General features: G+C 69.9%; 1 protein-coding gene. It reads left to right on the plus strand.

Going from position 1 to position 209, the window contains the following annotated elements; genetic code table 11:
• Nucleotides 1–209, plus strand: a 209-nt coding sequence (locus HWY45_RS36540; RefSeq protein WP_176118547.1) for a heavy-metal-associated domain-containing protein, incomplete at both ends; no start/stop codon positions are given.

The raw sequence follows: 209 nt of genomic DNA on the forward strand, positions 1-209 counted from the left end.
ATCGAACTCGATATCGACGGCATGACCTGTGCGTCATGCGTCGCGCGCGTCGAGAAGGCGCTGGCCAACGTGCCCGGTGTCACACGGGCGTCGGTCAATCTCGCGACCGAACGCGCGACCGTCGACGCGGAAGCCGGCGTCACGACCGCCCGGCTGGTCGACGCGGTCAAGCAGGCCGGCTACCTCGCGACACCGCTCGCCGAGCCGGA

It is taken from the genome of Burkholderia stagnalis, from assembly GCF_902830275.1.
GTDB lineage: Bacteria > Pseudomonadota > Gammaproteobacteria > Burkholderiales > Burkholderiaceae > Burkholderia > Burkholderia stagnalis.